The following is a 15,448-nucleotide window of genomic DNA, read 5'->3' on the forward strand; positions in this document are numbered from 1 at the left end:
GAAAGGCCGGCCGCGATGACCAAACCCGTCTGGCGCGATGGATTGACCGGCCTTGCCATGGCCGGGCTGATCCTGCCGGAAAGCGTCGCCTATGCGGAGATCGCCGGATTGGCGCCGGGCCGCGCATTGGCCGCCGCGATTGCCGGGGGGCTTGCTTATGTGGCGGTCGGGCGCAGCCGTTTCGCGGTGGTATCGCCCACGTCCTCGGCCGCCGCGATCCTTGCGGCCACGCTGGCCAGTCTCTCCGCCACAGGTCCCGCGCGCGAGGGACTGGCGACCGTGCTGGTGGGCATGACCGGGCTGATCTTCCTGCTGCTCTCGCTGCTGCGGCTGGGCAGTCTTGCCAGCTTCGTCTCGCGCCCGGTGCTGCGCGGCTTCGCCTTCGGCCTCGCGATTACCATCATCGTGCGGCAGTTGCCTGCGGTGGTGGGTATTTCGGCGCCTTCGGGCACGATCTTCGCGGTGCTGATGAGTCTCGCCGCGCGGATTTCGGAATGGCATGTGCTGAGCGGCCTGCTCGGCGCGGCTACGCTGGCGGTACTGCTGGCGCTGCGGCGGGTGCCGCAGATCCCGGGCGCGCTGATCGTACTGGTCGCCGCCGTAGTGCTGGGCGCGGCAGTAGACCTGCCGCACTTCGGCATCGCCGTGGCCGGGCCTGTCGGCCTTGGCTGGCCGCAGAGCGACTGGCCGTTCTCCGCCACCGCGCTCGCCCGGCTTGTCCAACTTGCCGCACCGATCGCATTGATCCTGTTTGCCGAGAGTTGGGGCACCATGCGCACGCTGGCGCTGCGCCATGGCGACGGGCTTTCGCCCAACCGCGAACTGGCCTCACTGGGCGCGGCCAACCTCGCCTCGGCGCTGGTGCAGGGCATGCCGGTCGGCGCGGGCTTCTCGGCCGGGTCGGCCAACGAGGCGGCGGGGGCATCCAGCCGCTGGGCAGCGGCGGCGGCGAGCCTTGCGCTGCTGGCGATGGCGCTGTTCGCCTCGGGCTGGATCGCGCGGATCCCCCAGCCGATGCTGGCCGCCATCGTCATCGTCGCGCTGACCCATGCGCTCTCGCCCGGGCCGTTGCTGCACCTCTTCCGCATCCGCCGCGACCACTGGATCGCGCTGGCGGCGGTGCTGGGGGTTTTGATGTTCGGCGTGCTCAACGGCATGCTGCTGGCGGTGCTGCTGTCGATCATGCACTTGCTCTACGAACTGGCGAACCCGCCGATCAGCGAGCTGGGGCAGCTTGGCGAGGGGCACGAGTTCGTCGATCTCGCGCGCCATCCCGAGGCGCACCGCGTGCCCGGCGCGGTCATCTTCCGTCCGAATGGGCAACTGGTCTTTGCCAATGCCGAGACGGTGCTGGGCACCATCGCCCGCCGCGCCCGGGCCAGCGCGGCGCGCGTGGTGGTGCTGAGCCTTGAGGAGAGCAACGACCTCGACAGCACCGCCATCGAGGTGGTCTCAGAATTCGCGCAAAGTCTGGAAAAAGCAGGCAAGCATGTGATCCTCGCCCGCGCCCATGACCGGGTGCGTGACGTGCTGACGGCGGCCGGATGCAGCGTGCTGGCCGAGGGTTCGACGTTCAGCGTGGCACAGGCAGCGCAGCGCGCGGCGGAGGTTTCCGCAGTTCCTCCCCTGCAAGGGGAGGTGGCAGCACGCAGTGCTGACGGAGGGGTATAACCGGTTCAGTCGCGCACGACCAAGAGGCCGACACCGCCAACGGGCGAACCGAACACAGCTCACCCGAACCAAACCCCGTCGCCCCCGCGAAGGCGGGGGCCCCGCTTTTTGGTTTCACGCGGAGACGCGGAGGCGCAGAGGGAAGGCCCCCAGCACGATCTCTCTGCGTCTCCGCGTCTCTGCGTGCATAAGAAACAAGAAGCGGGATCCCCGCTTTCGCGGGGATGACGGCGGGTTTTGGTTCGAGTTCTGTATTATTTTCGAATGACTTGTGCTCAGATGGCTCGGGCTCGCGATTTCAGCAAAGCCCGAGCCCCAGAGCCCCTTACTTCCCGCCTTCCAGAACAACCGGCCCGATCAGCCCCGAAGGCCGCAGCGGCGCGTCGGCCTTGTAGGTGGGCAACGCAGTCCAGGTGATTTTCTGCGCGCCCGGCTGGGCATCGCCGATCAGGCGGTTGACCCAGAGGTTCGCCACCTTCACCTCGACGGTATTGTTGCCGGACTTCACCGCCTTGCCGATGTCGATCCGGTACGGCGCATGCCACGCCGCGCCGACGGGCTGGCCGTTCACCCGCACTTCGGCAAGATCGCCCACCTGCCCCAGATCGAGCCACAGCGGCTGCCCCGGCTTGGCGCCGTTCGGCAGTGCGAAGCTGCGCGAATAGGTCGCCTCGCCCGAGAAGTACTTCACGCCCGGATCGCTGCTTTCGTTCAGCGGAGCGAGCTTCGCCATTGCCACCGAGGCAGGGGCACCGCGATCGGTCTGGAAGCGTACGGACCACCCATCATCGAGCGAGGCCAGCTTCTGCACCGTCTTTGCAGGCACCGTCAGGATCTGCGCGGTGGCAGGCTTGCGAAACACCACGAAGACCGCATCGTCCGCCACGAGGCTGAGCGGCACCACCGTCTCGCCATTCTCGATCCGATAGCTGACCGGCTCGCTGGTGCCGGTTTCGGCATGCCAGAGTTCGGGCGCCTTGCCGGTGACGCGGAAGTGCGCTTCGATGGTCTGCGGGCTCGCTTGCGGGTTGGAGAGATAGTAGATCTCGCCCTGCGCATCGCGGCGGTGGACGAAGGGGATCTTCACGCCCGCGTCGGCGCCGGTAAAGGCGAAGTCCGGTGCCACGCCCAGTGTCCGGAGTGCACCCTCGACATCCTTGCCGGCGATCACCCGGCCCTTGCCGACCGTGGCGTCGCCGCTGCCCGGCCAGAGTCTGGCCACCAGCGCGCTCCATTCGCCGCTCTTGCCCTCCGCCATCAGGCTGGGCGTCGAGACCGGCGCTTCGCCGATCACTGTCGCGCCGCCCTCGACCAGTGCGGCCAGTTTCGTGAGCGCGCCAAGCGTCATGTGCTGCGAAGACCCGCCGAGGTAGATCGCCCGGTAACGCGCACCGCTGGGCGCGACGAGTTCGTTGCCGTCGTTGGTCAGCAGGTCGGTCAGCGCATCGTGGCTGAGGAAGTCATAGGCGTGTGTCACCGGGGCATCGGCCACCGGCTTGTCGCCATAGAGCCCGGTCAGCGGCGCTTCCTCGCCGTAGAAGTAGGCCACGTCCGCGACATTGCGGCCGTCCTGAAGCAGCAGCGAGGACCGCGCAATGTAGTCCACCCAGGGCTTCGCCATCTCGCCCCAGCTTTCCATCCGGTTGAAATACTGGCCGAAGATGAAGAGCGAGAGGCCCGGCTTCTTGTCGTCCACCGGCACGTGGACCGAGGTGTGCACCACCGGCCGGTTGACGCCGGTGACGAATTCCAGATCGATGATCCGCTTCAGGTCCTTCGGCGCGAAGTTCCACGGATTGAGCGCGGCAGTCATCGATTCCGCCGCCACGAGGTTCTGCCCGTAAAGATGCGCGACCGAAGCCGCGCCCTTGATGTCGGCCAGATAGCTGGGGTTCGGCCCCTGTTCGCGCGAGTGGGTCCACATCGCGGCCATCGGCACGTCGGTATGGCTGCGCATGGTCATGTCGTCACCCAGCGAGGGGCGATGGTCTTCCAGCGCCTCGCCATAAACCTTGAGGCCGTTCTCGTGCGCCACCTTGGCAACGGTGCCGTAGTGCTCGCTGGCCATCAGGTCCGCCAGGGTGCGGCGATAGTCGTAGAGGAAGCGGTCGCTGTCCTCGCGGCTGCCGATCAGGGTGCCGGTAATCGTCGGCAGCCACGGGGTGGGGTCGTAGCCGCGCAGACGCTTGAACTGTTCCACCATCTTCGGCGTCCAGTTGGCGGCGCCGACTTCGATGGAATCGGTCAGCAGTGCGCGCACGCCGCGCTGGCCGACCATCCCGGGACCGGCAGCGTCCTTGTACATGCCAAGGTAGTGGTCGAGGTAGCGGCGCACCGCGTCGCCGTCGAACTTGTCCACCTCAAGCCCGGTCGCCTCGGGCGGCGCGGGGTGGTTGGTGGTGCCCAGCAGCGAATAACCCATGCGGATCACGCGCCAGTTTCCGGCAGGCGGCGTCCAGTCGAGCGTGCCGTCCGCGCGCAGCTTGCCGGTGAGGTCGATCACCTTGCCAACGTCCGGCCCCTTGGCTCCGTCGCTCGGGTTGCCGAGCGCGTAGTAATCGTGCGGAATCGCATAACCGGCCTTGAGTTGCGACTGGTCGATCGTCGCTTCGCCGGAGAGCCTGAAGTCGGCAAGGCGGAACGGCATGGCGCCCACGGCTCCCATCATCGCGCCCAGATCCATGGCAAGCCCCGGCGCCGCCGAGCCCATGTTCGACATGGTGGGCGAAAGCGGCGTCAGCACCACGCGGAACTGGCGCGCGGTGACCGGCGCGAAAGCGATGGTGGTGGGCACCTGCTCGACATGGAAGTCGGCCACCTTGCGCCATGTCTTGCCATCGTCGCTCGCTTCGAGCATCGGCGCGACCGAGGGGCCGCCGAACATCATCCGCGCGCCCGGCAGGAAGATCGAGGCGGAGCGGATCGTCTGCGGCTTGTCGTAAGTCAGCAATACGGCATTGGGCTTGTCCGGCGTGCCGTGGGGCACATCGACGCCGGTGTTGAGGTTCTGATCGCTCAGGGCGCCGCCGTCGATGGCACTGCCGTCACCCAGCGTCGCGCGTGGGCGGACCATGGCTATCGGCGCCAGCGGCACGGCCAGCACGGCCACGTCCTGATAGTGCTGCGGCGGCTCCGCGCCCTTCGCGCCGGAGATCATCTCCTCGATGCTCTTGGCCATCGGCAGGTCCTGATAGGGACCGGTCGCGCCGGGCGGCGGGGCAAGCTTGCCGGTGAAGGCCTTGCCGCCGGTCACTTGCGTCTCGCTCCAGACCAGCTTCTTCAACCCGTCCTCGGGCTTGACCCAAGGACCGCCGGTTTCGGACCAGCCGGGCGAAGACGCGATAGCGAGTTCAAGGCCCTGCCGGTCCGCTTCCTGCGCGGCGAAGCGGAAGGCGTCCTTCCACTCGGGCGTCATGTAGACGAGGCGATGGTCCACCACTTGCGGGGTCTGGAGATTGGCGTCGAAGTTCTGGAGACCGCCAATGCCCACGCGCTTCATCCACGCGATGTCCTTGGCGATGCCGTCCTTGGAGATGTTGCCGTTCATCCAGTGCCACCAGACGCGCGGGCGGGCGGAATTCGGCGGATCGCGGAACTGTTCTTCCAGCGGGGCATTCGCGGCGGGCGCAGGCGGAGCGGGCCGCTCCTGCGCGAAGGACGGCACAGCAACGAGCGCCGTAGCAAGACAAAGCACGGTACGAAGCGAATGGATCGGCATAATCCCTCCCGGATCCAAATGGTTGTGTCGATTATTGTTGTCGTGGTTGTTCTGTTCTTGCCCCGCCGCCGGGACCTATCCGTCCCGGCGAAAGGGTTTCCGGTGGAGCTTTTGCGCCCCTTGTCCGGGAATTTATGCTGGTAATCGGGCGCTCATAGCCCCCTCTTCGTCCCCTCTTCGTCATTGCGAGCGACCGAAGGTCGCGTGGCAATCCAGCAGCGGTTTACGCGGCGCTGGATCGCTTCTCCCGCTTCGCGGGCTCGCGATGACGAAAGGAGGGGAATGGTTCAGACGATCCCGGCGCCAAGGCCCACGGCCTTGCGTTCCTGCGCCTTGCGGTCGCGCCAGCGGCTTTCGCGGTAGACGCCCAGCACGTCCGCCGCGCCGCCCGCTTCCACGCGCGCCTTGGCAAGGATCGGGCTGACATCGACGTTGTAGGCACGGCGCAGCGCCTGGAAGGCCATCATCGTGTCGTTGGCTTCCTGCGAGAGGTGCAGCGCCTCGCGGTCCACCAGCAGCGCCTTGGCATAGCAGGAGCCGATGGCTTCGGCCGAGGACAGCATGGACTCGATCGGATCGGTCACGTTGTGCGACTGGTCGATCATGTAGGCGGGGCGGAAGCCGTCACGCGGGGCCAGCTCCGCCTCGACCAGCTCGTTGAACACGAGGAACAGCTGGTGCGGGTTGATCGAGCCCGAATCGAGATCGTCGTCGCCGTACTTGCTGTCGTTGAAGTGGAAGCCGCCCAGCTTGCCGAAGCGGTGGAGGCGGGCCACGATCTGCTCGATATTCACGTTGGGCGCATGGTGGCCAAGGTCGACAAGACACTTGGCCTTGGGCCCCAGTTCCTGCGCGGCAAGGATCGAGGAACCCCAGTCGCTGATGACAGTGGAGTAGAACGCCGGTTCGAACATCTTGTGTTCCAGCAGCATCCGCCAGTCATCGGGCAGCGCGGCATAGACTTGCGCAGCGGCGTCAAGATAGCGGTCGAGACTGCGGCCAAGGTCCTGCTGGCCGGGGAAGTTGGTGCCGTCCCCCACCCAGACGGTCAGGTCGGTGGAGCCGAGCTGCTGGCCGATCTCGATGCATTCGATGTTGTGCTCCACCGCCTGCTGGCGCGTGGCTTCGATGGTCGAGGAAAGCGAACCGGTGGCGTAAGTGTGTGCCTGATCCTTCTGGTCCTGGAAGGTGTTGGAGTTCACCGCATCGAAGCCGAGGCCGAGACTGGCGGCTTCCTCGCGCAGTGCCTTGTAGTCGGACACCTTGTCCCACGGGAAATGCGGCGAGACGCGCGGGGTCAGGCGCGAAAGCTGGTTGATGACGGCGCAGTCTTCCAGCTTTTCGTGAATGGAGGTCGGCTCACCGGCGATCGGGAACTTGGCGAAGCGAGTGCCGCCGCGGCCCGCGCCCCACGAGGGAACCGCGACCGAGAAGGCGGCGACTTTGTCCTTGATCGCATCGATGGCGATGCCCGAACGTTCCAGCTTGCGACCGAGCGAGGCGTATTCGTCCTCCAGCGCATCCGCCGCGCGGGCGTTGGCTTCGGCGATCAGCTCTTCGGAAATCGGCAGTCTGCTCATTCTTGTATCCTCTTGCCCGTTCGGGGAACGCGCCGGTTCACGCGTTCCCCGAAATCATCTCTTATCAGCGCGTGAACGCCTGCGCGTTCCCCGCATCGACATTGATCATGTTGCCGGTCGATTTCGCCGACTGGTCACCCGCGAGGAAATAGACCGCCTCGGCAATGTCGGCAGGCAGCACGTCGCGCTTCAGCATGGAGCGGTTGCGGTAGTGCTCTTCCAGTTCCTTGCCGGTGTCGATCCCGTGGGCGCCCGCGCGTTCCTTGCGCCAGTCGCCGTCCCAGATCTTGCTGCCCTTGATGACCGCGTCGGGGTTGACGACGTTGACGCGAATGCCATGCGGCGCGCCTTCCAGCGCAAGGCAGCGCGCAAGGTGGTTCGCCGCCGCCTTGGCGGAGGCATAGGCAGAGGCATTGGTGGCCGCCGCCACGCCGTTCTTCGAACCGATGAACACGACCGAAGTACCGCCCTGCTCCTTCATGCCCTTCAGCAGCGGCCATGCGGCGCGGCTGGTAAGGAAGTAGCCCTGCGCCAGCACGTCGTAATTGCGGTTCCACAGTTCGATCGTGGTCTCCTCGATCGGGGCCGATGAGGCGATCCCGGCATTGGCGACCAGAATGTCGAGCCCGCCGAATTCGCGCGCGGCCACGGCGAAAGCTTCCGCCACTTGCGCTTCGTCGGTCACGTCGCAGACGGCGGCGCGGACAACGTCCTTGCCGAACTGCTTGGCGAAACCGGCGCGGACTTCCTCCACGGCGTTGGCGTCGCGGTCGGCCAAGAGCACGCAGGCACCGTCCGCCATCAGGCGCGCGGCAGTGGCGGCGCCGATGCCGCCTGCACCGCCGGTGACGAGCGCCACGCGGCCGACCAAGGGCTTGGGTGCGGGCATGCGCTGGAGCTTGGCTTCCTCAAGCAGCCAGTATTCGATGTCGAACGCTTCCTGCTCGTCGAGCGCGATGTAGTCGCCGATGGCCTCCGCGCCGCGCATCACATTGATGGCGTTGCCGTAGAATTCCCCGGCAAGGCGCGCGGTGGTCTTGTCGGTGGCGAAAGTGATGCGGCCCACGCCCGGCACCAGCACGACCACCGGGTTGGCATCGCGCATCGCCGGCGAGTTCGCACGCTTGCAGCGCGTGTAATAGGCTGCGTACATATCGCGATAATCGGCAATCTTCTGCGCCAGGTAGGCATCGTCCTGAAGCCGCGCGGGATCGAGCGTCAGGGGAGCGATCTTGGTGCGCAGGAAGTGATCGGGGCACGAAGTGCCCAGCGCGGCAAGGCGCTCGAACTCGGCCGAGTTCACGAATTCCAGCGCTTCGGCGTCGTCCGAAAAATGGCCGACCTTACGCCGCGCCCCGGTCATCTGACCACGAAGGCGGGGCATAAGGTCGGCAGCAATGGCCGCGCGGTCCGAGGAGGAGGAGTGGACCGCACCACCGAAAGCGGGTTTTTCGGAAAGCTTCGCGTTGAGGTAGTTCGCCGCATCGGCGATCAGCTCTACGGTGTGTTCGTAGCAGGACTTGGCGCTGTCCGCCCAGCAGATGATCCCGTGGCCGGCGAGCATGACGCCCTCCACGCCGGGGTTGGCAGCGACGTAATCGCGCAGCATCACGCCCAGCGTGTAGCCGGGGCGCTTCCAGCCGAGCCAGCCGATCTTGCCGCCCCAGATTTCCTGCGTCGCCGCCTCGCCGCCCGAGCTGGCAGCCAGCGCGATGATCGCATCGGGGTGGACGTGATCGACATGCGCGAACGGCAACAGCGAGTGCAGCGGCGTATCGATGGAGGCGGCGCGGCCGTTCAGGTTGAACGTGCAGTGCGGCAGGAAGCCCACCATCTTGTCGTCGTCGTCCGGCCCGCCGTAATGCTTCTCAAGGCCGAGCAGCTTGCGCTGATAGAGCGTGGCGAACCCATCCAGCTTCATCGAACCGATGTCGCCGCCCGAACCCTTCACCCACAGCACTTCCACCGTCTCGCCGGTCAGCGGGTCGATCTCTTCCAGCTTGGCGGAGGTGTTGCCGCCGCCGAAGTTGGTGACGGTCAGGTCCGAACCGAGCAGGTTCGAACGGTAGAGCAGCAATTCGGCTGGAGACAGCGTGGCGGCGACCGAGTCGTCCCAGCGGCTGGAGGGGACCGAGAAGGGAAGCGCGGCGCTGAGAGCCGCCGGTTTGGCCGGTGCGATAGTGTCCATGGGCATCCTCTAACGAAACCTCTTTTCAGGTTCAATCTGATTCGATACTAAACGATCAAATCCAATCAAACAACACCATGTTCAAGCATGGCGATAAACGGGCAGAGAGAATGGCAGGAAGCGGCACTTTCATTGTCGTCGACATCGGCAAGACGCTCAGCAAGCTGACGCTGTGGACGCGCGACGGGCGCATGATCGACCGTCAGGTGCGGCCCAACATGCCTTGCGAAGTGGACGGCGTGCGCTGCCTCGATGCCGCGGGAATCGGCCAATGGCTGCGCGCGACGCTGCGCGGCTGGTCGGGCCATCCGGTGGAAGCGCTGATCCCGGTCGCCCACGGCGCGGGCTTCGCGGCACTCGACGAAGAGGGCCTGCTGTTCCCCCCGCTCGACTACGAACAACAGGTCCCCGCTGACGTCATGGCGGCCTACCGCAAGGAGCGGGACCGATTCGTGCTGACCGGATCGCCCGCCCTGCCCGATGGCCTGAACCTAGGCGCGCAAGTCTACTGGGTGGCGCAGCGTCACCCCGAGGCGATGGAACGCGCGACGCTGGTGCCATGGGCACAATATTGGGCATGGTTCCTCTCCGGCGGGCTCGCCAGCGAAGTGACCAGCCTTGGCTGCCATACCGACCTCTGGTGCCCGGCGGACGCGCGGTTTTCGCCGATGGCGGAGCGCTTCGGCTGGGCGGAGCGCTTTGCGCCGCTCGCCAAGTCCAGCGATGTGGTCGGCACCCTGCGCCCCGAAATCGCCGCCGAAACCGGGCTTCCGGCCAGCGCCAAAGTGCTGGCCGGCCTGCACGATTCGAATGCCGCCCTGCTCGCCGCGCGCGGGTTTGCCGAGATCGCCCGGCAGGAAGCGACGATCCTCTCCACCGGCACATGGTTCATCGCCATGCGCCTTGCCGCCGAACCTTTCGCGATCTCCTCGCTGCCCGAGGCGCGCGACACGCTGGTCAATGTCGATGCCTATGGCTGGCCGGTGCCCTCCGCGCGCTTCATGGGCGGGCGCGAGATCGAATCGATCATCCAGATCGACACCCGCCGCGTCGATATCCGCCCCGACCAGCCCAAACTGATGGAGGCCGTGCCCGCGCTGCTGGAACGCGGCACGATGATGCTGCCCACGCTCGCGCCCGGCTTCGGCCCCTTCCCCGAAGGCAAGGCCGAGTGGATGAACAAGCCGGAGGAGTGGGCCGGCACCTGGTACGCCCGCCGCGCCGCGATCTGCCTCTATGCGGCAATGGTGGCCGATACCTCGCTCGACCTGATCGGATCGAAGGAGCGCCTGCTGATCGAAGGGCGCTTCGCCGATGCCGAAGTCTTCGTGCGAGCCCTCGCCGCGCTGCGGCCGGAAACGCAGGTCTATGTCGCCAATGCCCATAACGACGTGTCGTTCGGTGCCTTGCGGCTGATCAACCCACTGCTGCAAGCGCAAGGCGGCCTTCGCCGCGTCGAACCGCTGGAAGGCGACCTCGACACCTACCGCGCGAAGTGGCGCGAACACCTGCGGGAACCTGCCTGATGATCACTGCCTCGATCCCCGACTTCCGCGAGGCCGCGCGCCGCCGCCTGCCGCGCTTCCTGTTCGAGTATATCGACGGCGGCTCCTATGCCGAGGAAACGCTGCGTCGCAATGTCTCCGACCTTGCCGGCCTTGCCCTGCGCCAGCGCGTGCTGCGCGACGTTTCCGCGCTAGACCTCTCGACCGAGCTGTTCGGCCAGAAGCTGGCCCTGCCCGTCGCCCTTGCCCCTATCGGCCTCGCCGGACTCAATGCCCGGCGCGGCGAATGTCAGGCCGTGCGCGCGGCGGACAAGGCGGGCATTCCCTTCACGCTCTCCACCGTGGGCGCCTGCACCATCGGCGAAGTGGCGGCGGCGGCAAGCAAGCCGTTCTGGTTCCAGCTCTACATGATCCGCGACCGCGCCTTCATGAAGGACTTGCTGGCCAAAGCGGTGGAGGCAGGCTGCTCCACGCTGGTCTTCACCGTGGACATGCCCGTGCCCGGCAGCCGTTACCGCGACTATCACACCGGCCTTGCCGGTACCGGCGGCCTGAAAGGCGCGGCATGGCGCTTCGCGCAGGCGGCCGTGAAGCCGGACTGGGCCTGGGATGTCGGCATCAACGGCCGCCCGCACACTTTGGGCAATGTCGCCCCGGTGCTTCAGGGCAAGACCGGCATCGAGGATTTCTTCGCGTGGATGCGCAATAATTTCGATCCCTCGATCAACTGGCGCGACCTCGATTTCATTCGCTCCGAATGGAAGGGCCCGCTCGTCATCAAGGGCATTCTCGATCCGGAAGACGCCAAGGAAGCCGCCGCACTCGGCGCGGACGGGCTGGTCGTTTCCAACCACGGCGGCCGCCAGCTGGACGGCGTGCTCTCCAGCGCCCGCGCATTGCCGCCGATTGCCGATGCGGTGGGAGACCGGATGGCCGTGCTGGCCGATGGCGGCATCCGCTCCGGCCTCGACGTGGTGCGCATGCTGGCGCTCGGCGCAAAGGGCGTGCTGCTGGGTCGCGCATGGGCATGGGCTTTGGGTGCGGGCGGCGAGGCGGGCGTCACCAAGATGCTCAAGCTGATCGAAGCGGAAATGCGCGTCGCCATGGCGCTCACCGGCACCACGAAAATCTCAGAGATAAACCGCAGCTGCCTTGCTGACGGATAACAACAACAAAACGAGAGGATTACACCGATTATGGGAGGGAACCCGGCGCTCGGCGTCGTATTTCACTGGCTGGGCGGCTTTGCCTCGGCAAGCTTCTACGTGCCCTACAAGCGGATCAAGCTGTGGTCGTGGGAAGTGTTCTGGCTGGCGGGCGGGATCTTCTCGTGGCTGCTGGCCCCGTGGGTCTTCGCCTCGCTGCGGACCGAGAACCTGCTGGGCGTGCTGGCGTCAGCACCGACTTCCACCCTGCTGTGGTGCTGGTTCTGGGGCGTGATGTGGGGCTTCGGCGGGCTGACCTTCGGCCTGACCATGCGCTACCTCGGCCTCTCGCTCGGCATGGCGGTGGCGCTGGGGCTGACCACGGTGATCGGCACGATGGGGCCGCCGATCTTCCACGGCACCATCGGTGAAATCGCCAGCCGCACCAGCGGGCAGCTGACCCTGCTGGGCATCCTGATCACGCTGGTCGCCATCGTCGTCGTCGCACGGGCGGGGCATTCGAAGGACAAGGATCTGGGCGGCGCCGCATCGGAAGGCGTGGCCGAGTTCAATCTGAAGAAGGGCCTGCTGATCGCGGTGTTCTCCGGCGTGATGTCAGGCTGTTTCGCCTGGGGTCTCGACGCCGGCCAGCCGATCCGCGACCTGACGCTGGCGGCGGGCACCGACCCGCTGAGCCAGGGCCTGCCGGTGCTCTGCGTGGTGCTCGCGGGCGGGCTGACCACCAATCTGATCTGGTGCGCCCTGCTGATCCGCCGCAACCGCAGCTTCGGCCAGTTCTTCGGCCAGAGCTGCGAGGAAGGCGGCAATGCCCGCGCGCCGCTGCTCGCCAACTACCTGCTCGCCGCGCTGGGCGGGACGCTGTGGTACTTCCAGTTCTTCTTCTACACGATGGGCGAGAGCCAGATGGGCCGCTACGGCTTCTCCTCGTGGACGCTCCATATGGCGTCGATCATCCTGTTCTCCACGCTCTGGGGCTTCGCGCTGAAGGAATGGCGCGGGGCGAGCACACGCACGCGCCGCATGGTTCTGACCGGCATCGGCATGCTGCTGGGGGCGACGCTCGTGATCGGCGCGGGCAACATGCTCGATGCCGGTGCGGCGATCTGATGACCCAATGATGGATTTTGAGCGAAATTGGCGGCATGGGGGTTGGCCAGAGGCCTCCCCCTCATTGCGACAGGGTTACCATGCATTCGACCGAGCGTGAGAGACTGATCCTCGAAGCCCTGCGCCCCAGCGGCTTCGTGACCTATCGCGATCTGGAAGCGCAGTTGGAGGCTTCTCCGGCGACAATCCGGCGCGACCTTTCGCGACTGGAGGAAGAAGGCCAGCTCCTGCGCGTCCACGGCGGCGCCAAGCTGCCGGAGGAACGCGCCGAGCGCCAGCCTGGCCTTGCCGGAACGCCGTTCGAACAGTCGATCACGCTGAACCTCCCGGTCAAACAGGCTATCGGCAAGGCCGCCGCCGCACTCTGCCAGCCGGGCGAGGCGATCATGCTCGACGGCGGCACCACCACCTTGCAGATGTGCGCGCATCTCGACGGGCTGGACTGTCAGGTGCTGACCAACTCTCTCCACATCGTGCAGGCCCTGCTGACGCAACCCGGTACGCGCGTACTGCTGCCTTCGGGCACGGTGTTCCGTGAGCAGAACATCGTGCTTGCCCCGGCGGGCGAGGATTCGATGCCGCGCTTCCATGCGCCCAAGCTGTTCATGGGCGCAGCCGCCGTCGGCCCTCAGGGGGTGATGCAGCAGGACGTGATCCTCGTCGCCGCCGAGCGCCGGTTCATGGACCGGGCCGAGGAAGTGATCCTGCTGGTGGACAGTTCCAAGTTCCGCTCATCCTCCGGCGCCATCGTCTGCGGGCTGGATGAGGTGGACGTGGTGGTCACTGACGCCGGTATCCCTGCCGAGATGGCCGAGCGGCTGCGTGAGGCCGGGGTTCGGGTGGTGGTGGCCTGAGCGAGAGTGTTCGTGGACGCGCCCGCTCCGCACTGAAACTACCCCCGCGCTAAAACTACGCCACGCTAAAACACCCCGTCGCCCCCGCGAAGGCGGGGGCCCCGCTGCCTTTTGCCACGCCGCAAGAAAAGCGGGGTCCCCGCCTTCGCGGGGACGACGAGGTTTGATCTGCTGCCTTGCGGGCTAACCCAACGCTCCGCCACACCCTCCCCCTCGTCATTGCGAGGAGGCGAAGCCGACGAAGCAATCCAGAGCGGCGCAAGACGCGCCGTGGATTGCTTCGCTACGCTCGCAATGACGAAGGTCGTTAGGTTCCCGACCCCTTAGAGCGAATTGCGCTTCGCAATCGCCCCCAACACAGAAGCGCTCGGCTTGGGCGTGCGCGCGAACGTCTTGCGATCCACACTGCACAGACCGAAACGCGGCTTGTAACCGAAGATCCACTCGAAATTATCGAGCAGCGACCAGTGCATGTAACCGAGCACCGGCACGCCATCGTCCATGGCCTTCTTCAGACCCTCAAGCGCCGCCGGAATGAACCGCGCGCGAAGGCTGTCGTCCTCGGTGCCGACGCCATGTTCGGAGACGAGCACCGGAACCTTGGTCTCTCCATGAACATAGCGCACCGCGCCTTCGAGCGAGGGCGCCCAGACTTCGGTGCCCGACCAGTTGCGGTCGCCGCCATCGGGCGGAGGCAGGCGCCCCTTGTCGTTCCACACGGCGCGCTCGTAATTCTGCACGCCGATGAAGTCGTCGGCCTTGGCGACGTCCAGCCAAGCCCCGTAGAGTTCGGCCCGCACCTTGTCGCGCATCGAGTTCTTGCCCGCCGCCTGATCGTCGAGCACGGACAGCGTGAAGCCCACCGGCAGATCCCCGCGCACCGCCTTGATCGCCGCGCGCGCCGCCTTGTGCCCTGCCAGCAGGCCCTGTTCGAGCGCGGGAATGTCCTCGGCACCGGCGACATTGGCGCAGATGAACTTCTCGACGCCGAGGCGTTTGGCGGCCACGTCCAGCGTCTTGCGCTGCATGTCCCAGACCGGCGGCGGCAGCATGTTCTTGAGGATCAGCAGCAGGTTCGGCTCATTGAGCGTCATGGCCATGGCGATATCGGCGCCGATGGCGCGCGCCACCTTGTCGCAATAGCGCGCGAAAAGCTGCGGTGCTTCCGGGTTGGTCCAGCCGCCTTGCGCGCTGAACCAGCGCGGCGCGGTGAAGTGGTTGAACGTCACCAGCGGCGCCAACCCGCGCGCGTGGCACCCGGCGACAATGCCCTTGTAGTAATCGAGCATGGCCTGCGAAAACAGGCCCTTCTCCGGCTCGATCCGCGCCCATTCCACGCCGAAGCGGTAGGACGTGAGGCCCAGCGACTTCACGATGTCGAGGTCGGTCGCCCAGAGGCCGAAGCTGTTGCAGGCATCGCCCGAAGGTTCGGCGAAGATGGTCGGCTGCTGGTTCTCGATGAACCAGAGGTCGGAGGCGGTATTGTTGCCCTCGATCTGGTGTGGCGCAGTGGCGGCGCCCCAGAGGAAGCCCTTGGGAAACGCCGGATTCGGGCGCTTCGCGGCGGCGCGGGCCATCATCGGCGCGGCGGCGGCCATGGCACCGGCGGCGAGCAGGCTTCGGCGGTCGAGATTCGCAATCTTGGTCATCGGATGCCCC

Annotated in this window: 9 protein-coding genes; 5 read left to right on the forward strand and 4 right to left on the reverse strand. The window is 66.5% G+C overall.

Annotated features, from left to right (window positions below):
- Nucleotides 1–15 precede the first annotated feature (15 nt).
- Complete coding sequence (locus AC1VVK_RS06135) at nucleotides 16–1,671, forward strand: SulP family inorganic anion transporter (protein ID WP_482904776.1); 1,656 nt, start codon at nucleotides 16–18, stop codon at nucleotides 1,669–1,671.
- Between the two features lie 325 nt (nucleotides 1,672–1,996).
- Here AC1VVK_RS06135 and AC1VVK_RS06140 read toward each other — a convergent pair whose 3' ends face one another.
- The 3 genes from AC1VVK_RS06140 to AC1VVK_RS06150 all read right to left on the reverse strand — a co-directional run bounded on the left by AC1VVK_RS06140 (nucleotide 1,997) and on the right by AC1VVK_RS06150 (nucleotide 9,157).
- Nucleotides 1,997–5,389, reverse strand: coding sequence for a glycosyl hydrolase (locus AC1VVK_RS06140; RefSeq protein ID WP_482904777.1), 3,393 nt, complete (start codon nucleotides 5,387–5,389; stop codon nucleotides 1,997–1,999).
- Between the two features lie 287 nt (nucleotides 5,390–5,676).
- Complete coding sequence (locus AC1VVK_RS06145; RefSeq protein WP_482904778.1) at nucleotides 5,677–6,969, reverse strand: sugar isomerase; 1,293 nt, start codon at nucleotides 6,967–6,969, stop codon at nucleotides 5,677–5,679.
- Nucleotides 6,970–7,033: 64 nt separating this feature from the next.
- Complete coding sequence (locus AC1VVK_RS06150) at nucleotides 7,034–9,157, reverse strand: bifunctional rhamnulose-1-phosphate aldolase/short-chain dehydrogenase (protein ID WP_482904779.1); 2,124 nt, start codon at nucleotides 9,155–9,157, stop codon at nucleotides 7,034–7,036.
- A 110-nt stretch (nucleotides 9,158–9,267) separates the two neighbouring features.
- Here AC1VVK_RS06150 and AC1VVK_RS06155 point away from each other — a divergent pair, with 110 nt between their 5' ends.
- From AC1VVK_RS06155 to AC1VVK_RS06170, 4 genes are all read left to right on the forward strand, one after another.
- Nucleotides 9,268–10,683: an FGGY-family carbohydrate kinase gene (locus AC1VVK_RS06155; protein ID WP_482904780.1), complete on the forward strand. Its 1,416-nt coding sequence runs from the start codon at nucleotides 9,268–9,270 to the stop codon at nucleotides 10,681–10,683.
- Entirely contained in the window at nucleotides 10,683–11,828 is a 1,146-nt protein-coding gene (gene lldD, locus AC1VVK_RS06160) for an FMN-dependent L-lactate dehydrogenase LldD (protein WP_482904781.1), read from the forward strand. Before AC1VVK_RS06155 ends, lldD begins: the two co-directional genes overlap by 1 nt.
- 30 nt (nucleotides 11,829–11,858) lie before the next feature.
- Nucleotides 11,859–12,935 (forward strand): L-rhamnose/proton symporter RhaT, encoded by a 1,077-nt coding sequence (gene rhaT, locus AC1VVK_RS06165; RefSeq protein ID WP_482904782.1) that lies wholly within the window; start codon nucleotides 11,859–11,861, stop codon nucleotides 12,933–12,935.
- Between the two features lie 80 nt (nucleotides 12,936–13,015).
- Entirely contained in the window at nucleotides 13,016–13,789 is a 774-nt protein-coding gene (locus AC1VVK_RS06170; RefSeq protein ID WP_482904783.1) for a DeoR/GlpR family DNA-binding transcription regulator, read from the forward strand.
- 323 nt (nucleotides 13,790–14,112) lie between these two features.
- Here the strand turns inward: AC1VVK_RS06170 and AC1VVK_RS06175 are convergent, their stop codons facing one another.
- The gene (locus tag AC1VVK_RS06175; protein ID WP_482904784.1) at nucleotides 14,113–15,438 is read right to left on the reverse strand and encodes a family 1 glycosylhydrolase; all 1,326 of its coding nucleotides are present in this window, start codon (nucleotides 15,436–15,438) and stop codon (nucleotides 14,113–14,115) included.
- Nucleotides 15,439–15,448: the final 10 nt, after the last annotated feature.

The sequence above is a fragment of the Novosphingobium sp. BL-S-32 genome (genome assembly GCF_056857055.1).